The following is a 17,693-nucleotide window of genomic DNA, read 5'->3' as shown; positions in this document are numbered from 1 at the left end:
TATGGAATAAATCTGTACCTATTTGTGCGGAAATTCAAGACTATAGAGAAAAATATCTCTGAACCCTATATTTATATCGGAACAGGAGATGTGGTTAAATATAGCGGGAACAAACCAATTACTACTGAGATTGCTTTGCATCATGAAGTGCCGATGCCGCTGTATCAAGAATTTACGACGAAGGTATAAAAGGATTCTATTAATCTGTTATAATTTGGTAAGGTAATAGATGAAGTATGTGAGTGGATCGGTGACGCCCTGATGATTGGGGGTGGCGCTTATGACAACATTTCAAGTACTGACACTCATGATTTCCTTTGGAATGTTAGTGCTGATGTTGTCAAGAAACAAAAAATGATCCGTCTCATATCTCTCCACAGATAGCTGAAACGGATCATTTCAATTGATTCAGTTCATGCACTGATTCCGCTCAATGCGGATATTGCCTAGCTCAAGCCGTCCGAGGTGATTGCGTCACTTCGGACGGTATTATTTTACGTATTTCCTGTCTTTATTATACACATTTTTCGAATAAAATAAAAAGACTATTACATGCTCTCTTTTACAAGTCGTTCCACTGTTGCGACATCGGCCGGTGCCCATTTTAGCGAATCAAGATTTTCTCTTTTTAACCAAATGAGCTTGGAATGTTCATGTGCGGTTGGGAACCCCTCTACAAGTTTGCATGTAATGGCAGTCAAATCAATGGAGAAAGTCTCGTAGTCATGATGACTGGTGAGGAAAATTTCTTTAGCCTCGATGGAGCATTTCAGTTCTTCTCTGATTTCGCGTTCAATAGCTTCTGCAGGTGTTTCGCCATCTTGGATCTTGCCGCCGGGAAATTCCCAGTGGTTTGAGATCGACATTTTTGGCGAACGCAGAGCACACAGAATTTCCTTATTCGCGTTTTCTAGTATTGCGGCAACAACAGATAAAGTCTTGCGCATCAAATCACCTCAAATCAAATTCGTACATGTGCGATTATACACCTTTCTCATCATGAAAATGAATGGTGCAACGAAAAGCGATGCAACGTTACCCCGATTAAATGACGCATTTCTCATTGAACAGACGCAGTGATACTTTTCAAAATCGTACGGACGATTTCTGACGGCTCTTTATGATCGGTAGTCAACTTAATTGTTGATGACTGCTCATAGGCATTTTCTCTTTCGTGATGAAGCTCAATCAGCTTCTTCTGGTCCAGTGATTGAAAAAGCGGTCTGCTTTGATCCCCTTGTAGGCGATTGTTAATCACTTCTGGAGATGCTTTTAAATACACGACAGGGATGCATGAATTTATTAATAAACGGCGATTGATGGAGCGCACCGGAGTACCTCCGCCGGTGGAAAGAATGCCTTCACGTTTGAACGCTTCGGCAAGCATTTCCGATTCCAATGAACGAAAGTATGCTTCACCATGGTCCGCAAAAATTTGATTAATTGTTTTTCCCTCATGCGCGACAATGAGTGCATCTAAATCGAGATGGGGGCAGTTCAGACGCTCTGCCAAGAGTTGTCCGATGGTTGTTTTGCCGCTTCCCATAAAACCGACGAGTATGCTGTGTACCATTTCTTATTCACCCCTTACTACGGACAGTCCATGCTGCTTAAGTTCACATGTCGCATCCGCAAGATCATTTTGGTTGGAAAAGGACAACTGAAGAATGCCATTAATTTCTTCTCTGATTTCCAAAATATGAATGTTGATTAAGTTAATTTTTGCTTCTGCCAAAACCCGTGTCACTTCGGCGACTGAACCCACCCGGTCGGGAATGTTGACAAATAAATCATAGAAATTAGGTGCATAGCTGGAAGCTTGGGCATTGATGCTGTCTCTAGTAATTTTGGCACGTTGAAAGTAGTTTTGAATGGCATGGCGATCTGATGAATGGAGCGCTTCTTTGACATGTTTCAAAAGCTTGCTGAACGTGTCGATTTTGTCAATGAGTGTCTGACGATTGCTTAAGAGTATGTCTGTCCACATGTCCGGATCGGAGGACGCGATCCGTGTGATGCTTCGAAAACCGCCGGCAGCTAGTTTTAAAGATAAAGTTGAGCTGCTGAATTCCTTTTGCGCCATGTTGACTAATCCTGAAGCGATAATATGCGGCAAATGGCTGATCTGAGCGACAATTTGGTCATGCTGCTGCGCCGAAACAAGTTGCCATTTGACATTCAATTCTGAGAGTAATGCCTGCAGTTCACCCACTGCTTTTTGTGCATGTTGATCGGTGAGCGTATCGGAAATTAAGAAGTAGTAAGCGCTCTGAAAAAGATCAGCCCTCGCTGCCGTAATGTTTGTTTTATGTGAACCGGCCATTGGGTGTCCGCCGATAAAAAGAATACCCTGATCAACAAATACGGATGCTTTAGCCATGATCTTCTTTTTTGTACTGCCGACATCAGTAATGATGACTTCCGGCTTCAGCTGCATCTGTGCCAGCTGCTCCATGTGTTTTAGGATGATGGAGACCGGTGCTGCTAAAAGAATGATGTCTGCTTTTTCGGCACAGCCTTGCAGCTGTGTAAAGCCGTCATCAATGATCCCTTTTTCTTTTGCGTGCGTCAATGAACGGTGATTGATGTCGACACCGATGATTTTATGCTCCGGCCACTGCTGCCTAATCGCTAAGGCGATGGAGCCGCCGATGAGCCCCAAGCCGTCGATGACAATTGTTTTCATCATAAAGCAGCCCTGCTTGATGGAATGAGTTGATTCAGATCAGCGAAGAAATCGGGATAGGAGATATTGATTGCTGATTCATTGGCGAGGGTCAGATCGCTTTTAACAAGTAAGGCAGCTACTGCCAGCATCATGCCAATTCGATGATCTCCGTGCGAGTCCACCTGATCGGTTTCCTGCGGAGCAAGTCGTGTTCCGCCTTGAATGATCATCCCGTCAGGAAGTTCCGTAATTTCTGCGCCAAGCGTTCGTAGTTCGGCAGCCACAACGGTGATACGATCTGTTTCTTTAACGCGCAGTTCTTCAGCTCCGGTTATTTTCGTTGTTCCCTCAGCCTGAGTCGCCAAGAGAGCGATCAGAGGCAGTTCATCAATGACGCTTGGAATGTCATCGCTCGTAATCTCAATCGCACGCAGAGACGCACTCCGTATGTGCAGGTCACCTGAAGGTTCTGCATGAGTTGAACGATTCTGAATGGTGATATTCGCTCCCATTCGCTTCAGGACACGAAGAAAACCGGTACGGGTCGGGTTCAGTCCGACATTATGGAGCGTAATCGCACTGTGCGGCACGAGGGTGCCAGCAGCAATGAAAAATGCGGCCGATGACAGATCTCCAGGTACCCTAATGGGCTGACCGATAAGCTTCGGTTTTCCAGCTACCTTTAGTGTCAGCCCTTGCTTTTCAATTTGTCCGCCGAATGCGCTTAGCATAAGTTCGGTATGATCGCGAGTTTGCTGCTTTTCAATAATGGTTGATGTCTTGTTTGCACACAGTCCTGCTAAGATCAGCGCACTTTTTACCTGAGCGCTGGCGACCGGCAGGCGGTAGTCAACGGGATTGAGATTCGGTGAACCGTAAACCGTGATTGGCAATCTTCCGTCCTCCGTCACTTTGAACCGCGCGCCTAGTTGGCTGAGCGGTTCGGTGACCCGTTTCATGGGTCGCCTGCTTAGTGACTGGTCGCCAAATAATTCTGTGGTGAAGGGCTGCCCACTCAATAATCCGAGCATCAGCCGCGTTGTGGTTCCTGAGTTGCCCATATTCAACGCATGGTTTGGCTGCCGAAGTCCATTTAATCCGACGCCATGCACCAGGACACGATCTTTTGTCCGTTCAATCGATACGCCCATATCCCCAAATGCCTGCATGGTTCTCAGGCAGTCCTCAGAGGAAAGAAAATGAGTGATTTCCGTGTCGCCGGTGCTGATTGCACCGAAAAAGATGCTTCGATGGGAAATACTTTTATCCCCGGGTACCTCAAGTGCGCCTTGAAGTCCTTGTTGCTGATTCGTTCTTAGGGTTTTCATGTGATCACCTGTTTTTTCAAAATTTGATAGAGACACCAGACCATGTCCGGCGTGTAGGTGCGCTCAACTTTTTCATCGTCCCCCAATTGGACATTTTTTTGATTGGTAATGACATAGCGTGCCTGGGCATCCTTGTAGTTTTGATACGCCAAATACTTACTGTCGGTATAATGAATCACAGCTTCATCTTGAATGGAGCGTAGATAGTTCTTCATCAAGGCGGCGGTTGATGGATGCGTATAGGCGGCATTCGTGTTTGGTTTCAGGCGCCGTATCAGTACGAGCGGATCAAGTGCATAGCGAAAGCACGTGACAAGCTTCAATTGATCCAAGTAGGTATAGTGAATGTCCGCCCAATCAAGCTGTTCATGACATGACTTAAATGCAGCGGGAATCATAAAATAATCGCCTTGATAGTCATTAAAATGCTCAATAATACTTTCAAAACAATCATGAAGCTCAATCTGGATGTCACCAGGATGCTCATTCAGATAATACTGCGCAGCACGACAGCTGTCCGTTGCTTCAGGTCCCAGAGTATGAATGATCACCGGCGTGGTCTCCTTAATATTTTTTCAACTCATCACAATAATCGAGATACTGTTTTTTCAAACGTTCCATGCTCGCGCAATCAAAGGTGTCCAAAATGATTTTGCATAGCTCGATTGCGACGACGGCTTCAATGACAAGCGATGCCGGGACGATGGCCGTGACATCAGAGCGTTCGATACTGGCTTTATGTTCCTCTTTTGTATCAATAGCGACACTGTGCAAAGGCTTGTAAAGCGTAGGTATAGGCTTCATGGCTGCGTTAATAATCAGTGGCATTCCGTTCGTCATGCCGCCTTCAAATCCGCCGAGATGATCGCTGCTTCGGTACCAGCCTTGATCTTGATTCCAATAGATGGGATCCATCACTTGACTGCCTGGTTTTGTACCCAAGTCAAAGCCGTCGCCAAAGCTCACACCTTTGAACGCATTAATACCGATAACCGCCGCTGCTATTTTGGCATCCAGTTTCTCGTTCCATGAGGTATAGCTCCCCAATCCGGCCGGGACGTTCTTGGCAATGACACGGACGATTCCTCCCAATGTGTCTCCTGCCTTTTTGGTTTGATCAATAAACTCATGAATAGCCTCAACCTTATCCGAATTGACGATACGAAGATCATTGCCGCTGATTGCGCGCTCAATTTGATCAGGTGTTAATAGCTGATCGATATCAGCTTCAATGGTACCGATTTTTCGTACATAACCGGCGATTTCGATACCCAGCTCATTCAGAAGCTGCGTGCAGACAGCACCAATAGCTACGCGCATCGCTGTTTCGCGGGCGGAAGAGCGCTCAAGCACATTGCGCAGATCCTGGTGTCCGTATTTCATGCCGCCAACCAGATCTGCATGGCCGGGGCGCGGATTTTTCACTTCACGCAGGTTCGTTTCCGGATCGGGCTTATGGACCGGATCCATAATTTCACTCCAGTGCTTGTGATCAATGTTGGCAATGGTTAAGGTGATCGGTGAACCCAAGGTGATACTGTGGCGCACGCCGGAGGTGATTTTGACTTGGTCTTTTTCGATCTTCTGGCGATAACCGCGTCCGTAGCCTTTTTGCCGTTCACTTAGTTTCTGATTGATCTTCTCAATGGACAAGTGGAGTCCGGCTGGAAACCCCTCAATGATTCCCGTTAATTGCGGGCCGTGCGATTCTCCTGCTGTAAAATAAATCATTTAACTCTTCCTTTCTCCTGCAAGTCCGTTTGACATTGCTTTGAATTTGTTAAGATGGTTTGGAAAATTTCTTGATAATGGTCACGGTTCTCATGATCTTTTACGCGCTGATCAATCCTCGAAATAATTTCTTTTTCCCGAAAGGGATCTAAGACCTGCAGACCTTGATTCATCTTTTTCATTCCGATTGATTTGGCCAGTTTGAAACGCCATTGAAGCAATTTAAGAATCCAGTAATCGATAAAATTGATTTGGCTACGCTCTGTCTCGTAACCCGTGCAGTCACTGGATAGGGTGAGCAGTCGATGACCAATGATCCATAGAACGAGTGAAAACGACGCGATCACAAGGTCGCTGCGCAAGGCGTATGCCGTTCCAATATTGGACAGCATGCCGGTGAAAATAGGAACTGTGAATGATGCGATACTTCCGAAAGAAAAAAAGATGGCCGTAACACGCCCTTTAGCGTGAGGAAACATGGAGCTGAATATAGTCAAACCGACCTGCATAATGCCTCCCGCTGCCGTGACACCGAAGAAAAAAGATGCGACGGTGACCGCTAAATGGTTGAGTGAAAAAGAAACGGTTAAAAGAAAGAGCAGCGAGAGACCGTTCATAATGACCATTAGTGTGCCCTCTTTGATCAGCGCGCTTTTTAAAATAGTGAAGACCAGCAAAACGCCGACAATCGATCCAATGCTGTAAAGCGACAGCAGAAAGTGCGCCTGCATATTGCTCATATGCAATACATCAATTCCGTAGAGCGTGATCCATTGGGTAAAGAGAATCATCAAGGCCATTGAGGTGTAACCATATAAAGATAAAATGGTGACTAAACCGATCTTTGCTTTTGACAGCTTCCCATTAGAAAATAAATGATGCTGTTCGGTTTTCTCAGGCTTTGCTTGCAGTGGAAATTGCGATTGGCTGATCAGCACGGCATTGATCAGTAGGAGTGCAGCCGCAAAGATAAAGCTTAATCCGTACCAGCCGCCCAGATTTTCATTCAGGCCGATGTATAGAGGCAGAACAAACTCTCCAATTGACATCGCAGCTTTAATGAGGATGCTCGCCGCTCCATTGTTGCGGTTCATTTCCAAGAAGGTTGGATAGGTTCCCGAATCGAGTGCCGAGTTCGCCACTCCGGCGAGGATTGCAAGCAGGTAAGCGACTTTAAAATCTTTGGTCAAAAGGATTCCGATGAAAAAGATGGAGTAGCTGATCATCCCGAAGAGAATAATTTTTTTTCGACCGTAGCGGTCTGACAAGCTGCCAAGAAAATAGTAGGCGAGCAGTCGACCAACTCCGACTCCGGAAATAACGTAGGATACGGTTGCGATCGATGTGCCCCATTCGCTGCTGAGCGGCCTCATATTTTGCGTTAAAATTAATAGTCCGATACCATGAACGAAATAGTTCAGGTACAAAGAAATACTTAGTCTGAGTTTGTTTGATTTCGTCATTGTGTTCATGCCCCATTTCCTCCCAAAAAAGTGTAAAAAAATAACCAGTCAGATGATTAATCTAACTGGTTACGAATTTCCGTCAGGAAAATAAAAAGGTCCGGATTGTAATGGCAACCAATTAGATTTAATCTTGCGCATCTAGTTGGTCAGACCAAAACAGCTTCCCAACTCTAGATACTTACGCGTTTGCGTTCGTATCCAGAGCGGATACGAACTATCTAAAGTAGTAATAGAAGCCATTAAAGTATGATTGAGCCAATTGCAACTTTTTCATTTTATTTTTCCTCTCGATTAGGTTAGATACCATTTAATCACTGTCATCTGCTTTTGTCAAATACTGTTTTTAATTGCTAAATCTTTTTTCAAATTGGGGATTGTGATTGACCACTTGTAAGAAATGAAAAGGTAATGTATTATCTAAATGGATAATACATTACCTTTTTTTGTATAGGAGAAGAAAAATGCAGTTTAAAAAAATTGATTCTATGCCTGATCAGCAGTTCTTGTTTGGCTTTATTTTTGTCGCGGCGAACCGGATTGATACGCTGCTTCAACATGAATTTAAACGATTTGATGTGACGACAAAGCAATGGTTTTTGTCCGTTGTCATTGACAACCTGTTTGACGAGGCGCCGACCATTAAAGAGGCGGCAAGGGAAATGGGGAGCTCACATCAAAATGTGAAACAGATTGCTCTGAAACTGGAGGAGAAGGGGCTGCTTGTTCTTGAAAAAGATCAAAATGACGCGCGCGTGACTCGTCTTAAGCTGACTAAGCACAGCATGGATTTTTGGAGTGATTTGAGAAATGAGGGACTCGTGTTTACTCAAGCATTATTCAAAGGAGTAATTGATGAAGATATACACACAGCAAGAAGAGTCATGAGACAAGTATTCAAGAATTTGTTCGAGATGGAACAGGGGGAACAATAATGAAACAAACGGATAAAGGCATTTTGTTCTTCACAGTGCCTGTAGTTATTTTAATGGTGATCACCTCGTGCTTCGGCATCTTGCATTCAGCTACTTATGCAAAAGAGACCAGTGCTTGGTATGCGCAGACAATTGGCCAAGATTTTTCGAATCTGTTTGTTGTAGCTCCATTGTTATTCTTTTCCTCTTTTCTTGCTTCGAAAGGGAGCAGAGTCGGCATTCTTATCTGGCTTGGAGCAATGATTACCAATATTTATTCTTTTGTGATCTACTGCTTTGCGCTTCACTTTAATTCCTTGTTTCTTTTTTATTGTGTAATCCTTGGTTTGTCCATCTATTCTGTCTTGTATTTCTTTTACAGGAACATAAAGGTTTCTTTTAAGTCTTGGTTCAAAAAAGTTGTCCCTGCAAAATCAGTTGGGATTTTTCTTATTATGATTGCTTTGGTGTTTGCAATGGCGTGGCTGGCGGATGCACTGCCGGCAATTCTGACGGACAAGACGCCTGAGAGTATTACAAAATCAGGTCTTTTATCAAATCCGGTCCATGCACTTGATTTTTCGTTTTATCTGCCGCTTATGATTCTGGCCGGAGTCCTTCTCATTAAGAAGAGATCGATTGGATACATCTTAGCTCCGCCAATGATTCTTTTCGCGGCAATGACGGCAATGAATATCGTTTCGCTTATGATTGTCTCCATGTGGTTTCTAAAAGTGAATACTTTGCCACCGATTATCATTTTCTCTGGCTTGACCTTGACTTGTCTCTTTTTCTTTTCGGCGATGTTGCGACAGTTAGAGGAGGAAGAACAGCGTACGCTTAGTTAGGCTGCAGGATCACCATATGGCTGTCTAGGCATAAAGTTTCTGTAGCGTTACTTGTACCACTTCAAGGCTTGCTTGAATGCAGGCTTTCTTTTTCCAAGTGAACTTCTTTAGGGAGATGCGCGGAGGCGCTCGGTACTTTGCGCGGCGCGACATTGATCATGTCGGATGAATAAAGCGCGAAGGAGATGCTGCCGCCATATTTATGTGCGCGGATCAGGATTGGCTGGTTGTATGTATTCTTAAAGCGAAAATCCGGCCCATACCAGCTGACAGTGGCGTCACGTCCGGATGGAACATATGGGACACGGCGGCTGTGGGAATAACGTTCCACAATCTTGAGCCCTGCACGATCGGCAGCATTAAAAAGGGTGGAGGATACTTGGCAGATCCCGCCACCTACTCCCTCGGAAAATTCCCCGCGGACGATGATCGGTGCGGAGCGATAGCCCTTCTGTTTTGTTCGCATGCCGACCGTCTGATTGAACGAGAATATCTCGTTAGGGAAGACGACATGGTTGTCGAGGGCCTTCGCTGCCAAATCAATATTGTGCGCACGACTTTCATTCCCTGCATTAAAAAAGGTGGCATAGCTGCTGATTCGCTGCACGCGAATGTGGGCGAGCAGTTCCGCATCTACCTTTGGATAATCTTTAATTAACGGGGCGTGCATTTTTGCATGGCCATGGCCATAATAATAGCGATAAAAATGGTTTTTGAATGCGGAACGATACAGCTTATGTCCATTTTTCCCCGGAACAATGGCACCTTGATCATTAATTTTAGCGTTCACCGGTGCCTGATCGACCTTTTGAGCAATGTGATCGACTAAATGATCGTATTTGTCTTGATTTAGAAGAGAAGCAAATGGATAGGTAAACTCTGTTCGATTAACCGTGGCAATCGTGTCTCCGTGGTACATAATTAATAAATTGCCAGCAATGCTTTGCGGTTGAGCAAAGAGCAGAATGCCTGCCAACATCAGTAGTCGCATAGTGAGCGCACCTCCCGAGGTTAGTATGAGCGCTTTTCCGCTTTTTAGCCTCAATCATCTGCCGGAGAGGACTGCTTAATCGCCTTAATAAAGCGCAGGACTCCTTCAGCTATATTTTCCACTTGATTGCAGGCAAAGCTCAAGCGTACAAATCGAGGATGGGCACCATACACGGTTCCGGGCACAATGAGCACTCCTTGCTTGATACATGCCTCAAGCAGTTTTGTGTCGGAGACATTTGGCGTGCAGCGGCACCACAAATGATAACCGCCTTTTGGCACCGTAAAGCTGAGTATTCCCCCACAATTGGCGAACAACAGGTCGACCATTGCCCTTCTTCGCTGCTCAAGCAAATGCCGCAACTGTTCAACCTGCTTTTCCCACAAATCCGAGCGAAGATAATGTTCAGCGATTTGTTGCGTTATGATGTCTGAACCATGATCCATTTGATACTTGGCTTCACGAAGCCGTTTCAGCACAGGCTCGGGTGCGACGATCCATCCGATACGCAGTCCCGGTGCAACGGTTTTTGACAAACTTCCGATATAGATCACGCGTTCGTGTGAGGCATCTAGAGAAAATAATGGTTGCGGACTTTGGGTTTCATCACTCAACTCGAGCGAACGATAAGCATCGTCTTCAACAATGGGCACACGCCACTTTTCACAAATAGCGAGCACTTCTTTTCTTCGGCTTTCAGTTAACGTTCGTCCGGTCGGATTCTGATATGTTGGATTTAAGAAAAGCATTTTAATCGAACGCTTGCTGAGCAAAAGCTCCAGTTCACCAGGAATGAGTCCCTCTTCATCCATCTGCACCCCGTACATGCGCAGTCCGGCCGAATGGAACAGGGGCAATGAATAGAAATAAGAAGGACTCTCAACAGCGATTGCCTCGCCGGGATTTAAGAGGCATTGGGTGATGAGCAGCAGAGCCTGCTGCGCACCCGAAGTCACTAGGATACCCGACGGATCGGTGTTCATTTTAAATTGTGTGTCCATGAATTGATGAAGCGCTGTTCTAAGCGGTTCATAGCCGTTAGGATCGGGATAACCAAGCGAACCGTTGAATGGAAGCTCTTTGCAGATCTGTTTAAGTATTGAAATGGGGTAATCCTCTTGAGTCAGTTCGCTGGATGACAAATTGATCCCCAATTTTTGCTGCTTTGCTTCAGCGAGCCGTTGCACAATTGGCAGTGTCGGAAGAAAGGTTCCGCCATTCGCATAGTCCTGCCAGTTTGGGAGATGAAGTGGACGCACGCCCCATTGTTCCTGAGCGACACAAGTCCCGCTTCCCTTAACTGATGTCACAATGCCGCAAGAACGCAAAAGGTCGTAGGCATGAACCACTGTCGTACGATTGACGCCGATCTGTATGGCCAACTTTCGTTCTGCAGGGAGTTTATCCCCTGGGCGAAGGATTCCTTTCAGTATGTCCTGCTCAAAATGACGGGCAATTTGCTGATAAACAGGCAGTCGATTTGTGTTGTCCGGATGAAAGGTCATAACAGTCTCCTCATTAAATTGGATGGCCTTTTAAGGATCCAATTGGATGTTTTCATTAGAATAGCATAGTTCTATTCTTTCTGTAAGAGGTGATCGATGATGTATCGTCCAAAGCATTTTGCGATGACTGATGAAAACGCTATGTTCTCAGTCATTGAGAAAAACAGTTTTGCCACTTTGATTTCCGTGCAGGAAGGTGGGCTGTGCGCCACACATTTACCAATGATTTTGGACCGGAAGGCAGGTGTGCTGTACGGACATTTTGCGCGAGCAAATACACAATGGAAAAGCATAGCCGCACAGGAGGCACTTGCCATATTTCATGGACCGCATAGCTACATCTCTCCTTCATGGTATGAAACTGAGCAGGCGGTGCCGACTTGGAACTATGTGGCGGTGCATGTATATGGAAGAGCAGAGATCGTCAATGATCCTGTTGAAATCATGACTTTGATGAAACTAATGACGATGAACTATGAAGATGAGCACCAGCCATATCGTGTTGATGAAGTTTCACCTGCGATGATCAGCGGACTTTTAAGAGGAATCGTTGCTTTCAAAGTGTCTATTGATCGAATGGAAGGAAAATGCAAGCTGAGCCAAAATCATTCTCAAGAGCGGAGAAAGCGAGTCATTGACAACTTAAAAATGAGTCCTCATGAAGCAGAACATTTGATTGCTGAGTTGATGGAGGAAGATTTGAACTAAGTCCCAGGACTCAAATTATGTCTCAGGAACGTATTGACGAAGTCATAATGGTTCAAGAGACTGATTTTTTCACTCATGTGCTGTGCATATCGGGTGCTTTTTTTGTTTGGGCAGAAGTTGATCATGTTTTAATTTACATTAAATAAATTTTATCGTAAGCTTACTAATAAAATGAACTATTGCTATTTTCTGAAAATAACAGAATATACGTCATTAGATGTGCTGCTTATGCCTAGCATAGCGATCAACATGGAATGGATCAGGCGGTTGGTCCGATAGTTTCTCCCACATCATCCCATTAAAATGATAGTGTTCATCCTTTTGTGCGTGAAAGATTCACACGGCCCTAAATAGATCAACATGTGTACAGTTTAGCCAAAATTAAATGAAAAAGAGGAGACATTTATGGAAAACAAGTCTGAAAGCTCTATGGCAGTAGATGTCGCAATTGATGACGAATCAAGGCTGTCGATTTCGGTGCAGGTTGCAAGTACATTAACAAGCTGGAGACAAAGGCGTCATCGTGTGATTAACATTCAACTTTTTCAAAATCCGGAAAACCTGCCTTTGCACGCGGCTGATCAACCGGAAAGTTCGGAATTCCGAAATGAAGATGGGGAGCTGGACTTTTCCTTACCGCTTCGTCAAGAAAAGCAATCCATAAGTATTCCACAGGCGGCAATGCCATCATTTACGTATGGCGATTTGATCAATCTCAGAATTAGTTTGGAAAATAAAGTAACCGGAGAAGTGCTCAGTTATGAATCCGTAGATTTTCTGGTAACGAAAAGCGGTTTGCTTGATTTCTTTTCGCATCAGCGTATGCGTGATTATCTCAAAACCGAGCAGCGGACAGAGGTTCAATTGGCTAAAATTGATTATTGGATCAGCAGGAATGCGGATAATGATAAAGTGGTGAACATGGGAGTCGCTCTTCTAAAAGAGCTGGCAACACACGGTTCCTATGAAGCGGCAGATAGGCTTGCAGAACTGTACAGCGACAGTCGCTTTACGATCCATAATAAAAGTGAAGCTGAAAAATGGAAGAATCATTCAATAAAAAACCTGCCTAAAAAAAACGAGACGCAAGCACAGTCTGACACGACTAAGAAATTGCCTGCTCAAATCAGTGATGAGTCTTCGTTAAAAACATGTGAAAAATGGGCGGGAAACGGCGACAAAGAAGCTCAGTTTATGATTTATGCATACAGCTGCCTGCCTGAAGGATCTTCGTACAATGGCAGCCGTGCTTTTACCTATGTGAAAGCAGCAGCGGAAAGCGGATTTGATAAGGCGGTCAGAGCTTTGGCAGGCGCGTACGAGAAGAATTTGATCTTTATTTCAATTGAGGACGCGCAAGAATATTTAGGCATTCTGAAGATGGCAGCAAAGAAAAAGCAGTCTCTTGCGGAGTATTTACTTTTTCGTATTTCATATGAAGGCCAATGCTTAGGTCAACCGGTGGAGGGAAACAGAAAGGATGCTTATGCATGGCTGCTTTCCTCCGCGGAGCATGGCGGTATTAATGCTGCCTTTGATCTATGGCACTATTTTGAACAGGGAAATGAGTTTTTAATGGACCAAGAAAAAGCGCTAAAATGGCTGATCTTTGCCGCGGATCATGGCCTTGCAAAAGCAAAGACGCGACTTGGGGATCTTTACATAGATGGACATTATTTGGACAAGGATGATCACAAAGGCATTGCTTATCTAAAAGAAGCATCTGATCAGAAAGATTGGGAAGCTCAGATGAAGCAATATGAAGGCTTTTATGAGGGACGCTACAAAGATATTCTATGCGAAAAGAATCAGACAAAGGCACTTAAACTGTTAAAGTCCTTTGCTCAGTCAGGAAATCCAAGGGCATGTGTTTTGATTATGGATAAATATGAACAGGGCAATGAGATGATGATGGACCACCGTGAAGCAGTAACTTACTTAAGAGCTGCTGCAAAAAGTGGCGATGCACCAGCAATGTACAGGTACGCTAATGTGCTGCTCGACGGATTTTATGTTTCTGCTGATTTGGCTGAAGCAAAGCACTTAATTGAAACATCGGCAGCGCTGAATTATCCAGAAGCACAATTTGCGCTGTATCACTACTATTTTTCCGGATATAAGTCATTACGTAATGATAAAATCAATAAAGAACGTGCCTATCAATGGCTGTTAAAGGCTGCAAGAACATTGCCTTCTGCACAATACGAGCTATGGGTGCTCAGCAAAAAGGACGGTGCAGAAGATCGGATCATTACAGACAAGCGCGCAGTTGAATATCTCTTCCGCAGTGCCGCACAAAAATACAGCCCTGCTCTATTTCAGATTGGTATGGCATTCGGATCCGGTTCTGATATCGAACCAAATCCGGAGCGCGGCTTGTGTCTTATTGAAGAGGCAGCAGGTCTTCATCATCCGGAAGCAGTCTACGAACTTGCACAGATTCGTCTGCGCGGTTCGTTCGGTGGACAGGAAGTGGCAAAGGACGAAAATCAAGGCCTGCATCTTCTTTTATTATCAGCAGAACTCGGCTATCCGCTCGCTTGTAAACAAGTAGGAGAATGGTATGCGAAGGGACTGCTTTCAAACGAATCCGAATTGTGGGTTCGGCAGATTGTTCAAGCAGCGATTGATGCCGGACTTACTTTGGATGAGCACGCATCGCCTCTATTGAAGCAGGAGGCTGCGAGTACTGAATGAAACAGTGCGAAGATGCCATTAAAAAAGCCATTTAAACAGGTTTCCTATATGGGAACCTGTATTTTTTTGCAGTAAATGAAGGCTCACTCACTTGTTTTTGGTTAAGTGAAGGCAGGTTTGCACAAAATTGATAAGAGAAAAGGATATGGTTTCATTGATTTACTTTGATTGATACATCAATAAATGAATTTTGTTGTCCGCTTTCTAGGGGTCAATTCACTTCTTTTTTTAAATTCCTGTCAATTTATATAATAATTCGACTAGATTTGATAAAATAAGTGCACAACCTTGATGCAACGGATGAGGATGATCGGTCGTGAATATATTGCTTGATATGAAAATGTATTTATCATTCATTATAAGTGGAAATTTAGTCACTGTAGCGTTGATCGGCGCCTATTTATGGCATCATCGTGATGATGAGACGTTAAATACATTTTTCTTTGGAAAATGTATCCAATTGGTGGCATGGATCGTTGCTGTTTTTCGCAGCGGCACATTTGACCTTGTCGCTATTTCACTTGCGAACAGTCTCTTGTTCGTCGGTTATGCCCTGGACGCAGTTGCTTTACTCAAACTGACACGATCCTATGGAAAAAGTTCTTATCGAACTTGTCTTTGGATTACAATCTTAAGCATCCTTGGATTCAATTTGATCTTGATTTTTTATAATCAATTTAATCTGCGGGTAGTTTTTGCTTCCTTGAGTCTGGCAGCGTTACTCGTTCTCCCCATATATCGTATGGTTCAAGGTAAGAATCATTCACTGCTGATGCATTTGATGGGCTACCTTTATCTTGCACTTCTGGGCTCTTTTCTAGGAAGAGCAATGATGGTGCTATTTATGTATCATGCACTTGAACCAGGCACTTTAAGTGCGTCTTTTATTTACGGTTTCACTTTTATTACGCTTAATTTGTCAATGATTTTAGGCGGTACCGGTTTCATCTTACTCCTAAAGGAAATGACAGACAGAGAACTTGTGCGTCTCGCTAATTATGATGATTTGACACAGACGCTCAATCGTCGCGCTTTTTTTGCACGGACAAAACAGTATCTTGAACAATACACAAAGAAACAGCAGAAGCTTTCTTTCTTGCTATTTGATGTCGACCAATTTAAATGCATCAACGATACTCACGGGCATGATGTCGGTGACCGTGTACTTCGCGATCTGTCGCGACGTATTTATGGATTAATGGAGACGGACCAGCTGTTGAGCAGGTTTGGCGGCGATGAATTCGCCATATTAATGCCCGGAATGGATGAGGAACAGTCTGCAGTCTCGGCTGAGCGGATAAGGTCAGAAATCGCAAACGCTGAAATTGATCTTCTTGATAAAACGCTGCGCTATACTATCAGTATTGGTCTGCTTACGATTCGCCCCAATCGTTTTACAGACGTAGAAAATCTTTATATTTCCTGTGATAATGCTTTATATGACGCCAAGAAAAATGGGAAAAACAGTGTGCACCGTGGGCAATATCAGGATGAACTTTAATTAAATTTTACTTTTTTCCGAATGAAAAATTGCTGCACTTCTGATACTAGTCATAAATGTTTAGTTGAAGGAGTGTTTTTTCTATGTCTTTAATTTTGGGAAGATTGGATTTAGAAGCAAGAGGAATGTGGTATCCAATTTCATTTTCAGCATTTGTCGTTCTATTTATTTTGTTCATGAAAAAAAGGCACGTAACCTGGAGGCAGATTTACGCGACATTTGGTGTAATTTGTTCTCTTTCTTGGATTATGGATATTACCTCAGCAATTTATTTTGATGCCTTTCGTTACGGGACGGATCATGGTATCGGTATTGCCGATCTAATATCAATAACATTTATTCCCTCGGGGCTCGCGATTATCTACCTTAATTATCGGACGCAGTCAAATAAATGGTTGTTGCTTATTCTGTTTACACTGTTGTCGCTAGGTATTGAGTTCATTACGATTCAAGTTAATTATTTTCATCTTATTCATTGGAAACTATATTATTCAGTAATCATGTACCTTATTGTTTACGGGTGTTTGCTGCCGTTACATAAACGCGTGATTGAAAATGGATTTTCTTCTTACCCGCATTTATGATCTTCTTTTTTTGACCCAATAAATAAGTACTGCTGCAACAGCAATTAAGATCAGCACATACGTCACGTGCGAATACACATCCATCCATTCAAGGACCTTGTCCCATGATTTTCCGAGCGAAGAGCCGAGCAGGACTAAGATGGTATTCCAAATAAGCGTACCGGCTGCCGTGATCAGGAGGAAATACAGCAGATTCATTTTCGCCATACCAGCAGGAATGGAAATCAGACTTCGGATCAAGGGAATCATCCGACAAAAGAACACTGCCGGGTAGCCGTGACGCTCGAACCAGCTGCTCGCTTTTGTGAGATCCCCCGATTTAAGACGCAGTACATGCCCCCAACGTGCAACGATTCGTTCCAATCGCTCAATGCTCAAGAAACGTCCTATGGCATATAGTACGGCCGCACCGGTAACTGAACCAAGAGTCGCAAAAAAAATGACTAGAGGTGCGGTCAAGCGCGAATGAGTGGTCATAAAACCACCAAACGTAAGAATGACTTCTGAAGGGATTGGAGGGAAAACATTCTCCAAAAAAATCATAAAAAAGATTCCTGCATAGCCATGCTGTTCCATAAATTGTACAATCCAATCCTGCATGAATGCTCCTCACTTCCATTGATGGATGGGGTAATCTAAAAAAGTTAACATCTCTCAACACAATGCCCTAAACTGTGTGACACTATACCGTTTGCGGCGTTTCACCAAAACGCAATGAATCAAAGAATACTGCTATTTATCGGCAGTAATTTTAT

Annotated in this window: 18 protein-coding genes; 8 read left to right on the top strand and 10 right to left on the bottom strand. The window is 44.0% G+C overall.

The genetic code is table 11. From position 1 onward, the window contains the following. On the top strand, positions 1 to 189 hold a 189-nt coding region (locus NOM01_RS12970), incomplete at its 5' end, for a DUF3427 domain-containing protein (RefSeq protein WP_255748917.1). Positions 190 to 280: 91 nt separating this feature from the next. Then, the gene (locus NOM01_RS17270) at positions 281 to 358 is read left to right on the top strand and encodes a putative holin-like toxin (protein WP_370646115.1); all 78 of its coding nucleotides are present in this window, start codon (positions 281 to 283) and stop codon (positions 356 to 358) included. A 190-nt stretch (positions 359 to 548) separates the two neighbouring features. Here the strand turns inward: NOM01_RS17270 and NOM01_RS12965 are convergent, their stop codons facing one another. From NOM01_RS12965 to NOM01_RS12935, 7 genes are all read right to left on the bottom strand, one after another. Further along, positions 549 to 947, bottom strand: coding sequence for a (deoxy)nucleoside triphosphate pyrophosphohydrolase (locus NOM01_RS12965; RefSeq protein ID WP_255748916.1), 399 nt, complete (start codon positions 945 to 947; stop codon positions 549 to 551). 113 nt (positions 948 to 1,060) lie between these two features. Next, on the bottom strand, positions 1,061 to 1,573 hold the full coding sequence (locus tag NOM01_RS12960; RefSeq protein WP_255748914.1) for a shikimate kinase: 513 nt from the start codon (positions 1,571 to 1,573) through the stop codon (positions 1,061 to 1,063). A gap of 3 nt (positions 1,574 to 1,576) precedes the next feature. Beyond that, on the bottom strand, positions 1,577 to 2,689 hold the full coding sequence (locus NOM01_RS12955; protein ID WP_255748912.1) for a prephenate dehydrogenase: 1,113 nt from the start codon (positions 2,687 to 2,689) through the stop codon (positions 1,577 to 1,579). Further along, positions 2,686 to 3,996: a 3-phosphoshikimate 1-carboxyvinyltransferase gene (aroA, locus tag NOM01_RS12950; RefSeq protein ID WP_255748911.1), complete on the bottom strand. Its 1,311-nt coding sequence runs from the start codon at positions 3,994 to 3,996 to the stop codon at positions 2,686 to 2,688. Before aroA ends, NOM01_RS12955 begins: the two co-directional genes overlap by 4 nt. Beyond that, a complete protein-coding gene (locus NOM01_RS12945; protein ID WP_255748910.1) occupies positions 3,993 to 4,547 on the bottom strand; it encodes a hypothetical protein in 555 nt (184 codons plus the stop codon). Before NOM01_RS12945 ends, aroA begins: the two co-directional genes overlap by 4 nt. Before the next feature lie 13 nt (positions 4,548 to 4,560). Beyond that, positions 4,561 to 5,727, bottom strand: a complete 1,167-nt coding sequence (aroC, locus tag NOM01_RS12940) for a chorismate synthase (protein ID WP_255748909.1) — start codon at positions 5,725 to 5,727, stop codon at positions 4,561 to 4,563. Then, the gene (locus NOM01_RS12935; protein ID WP_255748908.1) at positions 5,724 to 7,199 is read right to left on the bottom strand and encodes an MFS transporter; all 1,476 of its coding nucleotides are present in this window, start codon (positions 7,197 to 7,199) and stop codon (positions 5,724 to 5,726) included. The genes aroC and NOM01_RS12935 overlap by 4 nt, the downstream gene beginning before the upstream one ends. Before the next feature lie 455 nt (positions 7,200 to 7,654). On the opposite strand from NOM01_RS12935, the gene NOM01_RS12930 reads away from it, so the two are divergent. Together NOM01_RS12930 and NOM01_RS12925 are read left to right on the top strand one after the other, a co-directional pair. Further along, positions 7,655 to 8,125: a MarR family winged helix-turn-helix transcriptional regulator gene (locus NOM01_RS12930; RefSeq protein WP_255748907.1), complete on the top strand. Its 471-nt coding sequence runs from the start codon at positions 7,655 to 7,657 to the stop codon at positions 8,123 to 8,125. Further along, entirely contained in the window at positions 8,125 to 8,952 is an 828-nt protein-coding gene (locus NOM01_RS12925; protein WP_255748905.1) for a hypothetical protein, read from the top strand. The genes NOM01_RS12930 and NOM01_RS12925 overlap by 1 nt, the downstream gene beginning before the upstream one ends. Before the next feature lie 61 nt (positions 8,953 to 9,013). Here NOM01_RS12925 and NOM01_RS12920 read toward each other — a convergent pair whose 3' ends face one another. Both NOM01_RS12920 and NOM01_RS12915 read right to left on the bottom strand, forming a co-directional pair. Further along, complete coding sequence (locus NOM01_RS12920) at positions 9,014 to 9,943, bottom strand: VanW family protein (RefSeq protein WP_255748904.1); 930 nt, start codon at positions 9,941 to 9,943, stop codon at positions 9,014 to 9,016. Between the two features lie 50 nt (positions 9,944 to 9,993). Then, positions 9,994 to 11,448 carry an aminotransferase-like domain-containing protein gene (locus NOM01_RS12915; RefSeq protein WP_255748903.1) on the bottom strand — a complete coding sequence of 485 codons (1,455 nt, stop codon included), beginning with the start codon at positions 11,446 to 11,448 and terminating at the stop codon, positions 9,994 to 9,996. Between the two features lie 99 nt (positions 11,449 to 11,547). On the opposite strand from NOM01_RS12915, the gene NOM01_RS12910 reads away from it, so the two are divergent. The 4 genes from NOM01_RS12910 (at position 11,548) to NOM01_RS12895 (ending at position 16,938) form a co-directional block, all read left to right on the top strand. Then, positions 11,548 to 12,156: an FMN-binding negative transcriptional regulator gene (locus NOM01_RS12910; protein WP_255748922.1), complete on the top strand. Its 609-nt coding sequence runs from the start codon at positions 11,548 to 11,550 to the stop codon at positions 12,154 to 12,156. A gap of 405 nt (positions 12,157 to 12,561) precedes the next feature. Continuing rightward, positions 12,562 to 14,853, top strand: a complete 2,292-nt coding sequence (locus NOM01_RS12905) for a tetratricopeptide repeat protein (RefSeq protein WP_255748902.1) — start codon at positions 12,562 to 12,564, stop codon at positions 14,851 to 14,853. A 316-nt stretch (positions 14,854 to 15,169) separates the two neighbouring features. After that, on the top strand, positions 15,170 to 16,354 hold the full coding sequence (locus tag NOM01_RS12900) for a GGDEF domain-containing protein (protein ID WP_255748901.1): 1,185 nt from the start codon (positions 15,170 to 15,172) through the stop codon (positions 16,352 to 16,354). An 83-nt stretch (positions 16,355 to 16,437) separates the two neighbouring features. After that, the gene (locus tag NOM01_RS12895; protein ID WP_255748900.1) at positions 16,438 to 16,938 is read left to right on the top strand and encodes a hypothetical protein; all 501 of its coding nucleotides are present in this window, start codon (positions 16,438 to 16,440) and stop codon (positions 16,936 to 16,938) included. On the opposite strand, the gene NOM01_RS12890 is transcribed toward NOM01_RS12895, so the two are convergent. Next, positions 16,933 to 17,538 (bottom strand): DedA family protein, encoded by a 606-nt coding sequence (locus tag NOM01_RS12890; RefSeq protein WP_255748899.1) that lies wholly within the window; start codon positions 17,536 to 17,538, stop codon positions 16,933 to 16,935. The two genes, NOM01_RS12895 and NOM01_RS12890, sit on opposite strands and share 6 nt — an antisense overlap. Positions 17,539 to 17,693 lie beyond the last annotated feature (155 nt).

This window comes from Sporolactobacillus sp. STSJ-5 (assembly GCF_024385605.1).
In the GTDB taxonomy this organism is placed as follows: Bacteria; Bacillota; Bacilli; order Bacillales; family Sporolactobacillaceae; genus Sporolactobacillus.
This window is presented reverse-complemented; position numbering and strand designations above follow the sequence as displayed.